At 52.3% G+C, this 279-nt stretch carries 1 protein-coding gene; it reads right to left on the reverse strand.

What is annotated here, in order from left to right:
- Positions 1–166 (reverse strand): transcription termination/antitermination NusG family protein (locus EN852_RS43465; protein ID WP_348643570.1); only part of this gene is annotated, 166 nt, incomplete at its 3' end.
- Between the last annotated feature and the right edge of the window lie 113 nt (positions 167–279).

Here is a 279-nt window from a genome sequence, read left to right on the forward strand (position 1 = left end):
TTCGCCTTCGCTTGGGCAGGTATGTTCGGAAGTTCTGCGATAGCAGGTGCCGCTCCGCCAAGCTCTCGGAATGTTGGTGCGTCTGGATCACGTACCAACGCGTAGGGTCCCCGCCGTAAGTTTTTCCTACCGGGAAGCGATCCTGGTATAATTCAGCGTGCTGCATGGCGAAATATTTCTCTAGTTGAGATAGTAACTGTCCGAAACACTACTTTCGATGGACGTGTAGCGGCCATATTTTGGCAACTTTGGTTCGTCCACCATTGTCAAGGCGATGCC

The organism is Mesorhizobium sp. M2E.F.Ca.ET.209.01.1.1 (assembly GCF_004010375.2).
GTDB lineage: Bacteria > Pseudomonadota > Alphaproteobacteria > Rhizobiales > Rhizobiaceae > Mesorhizobium.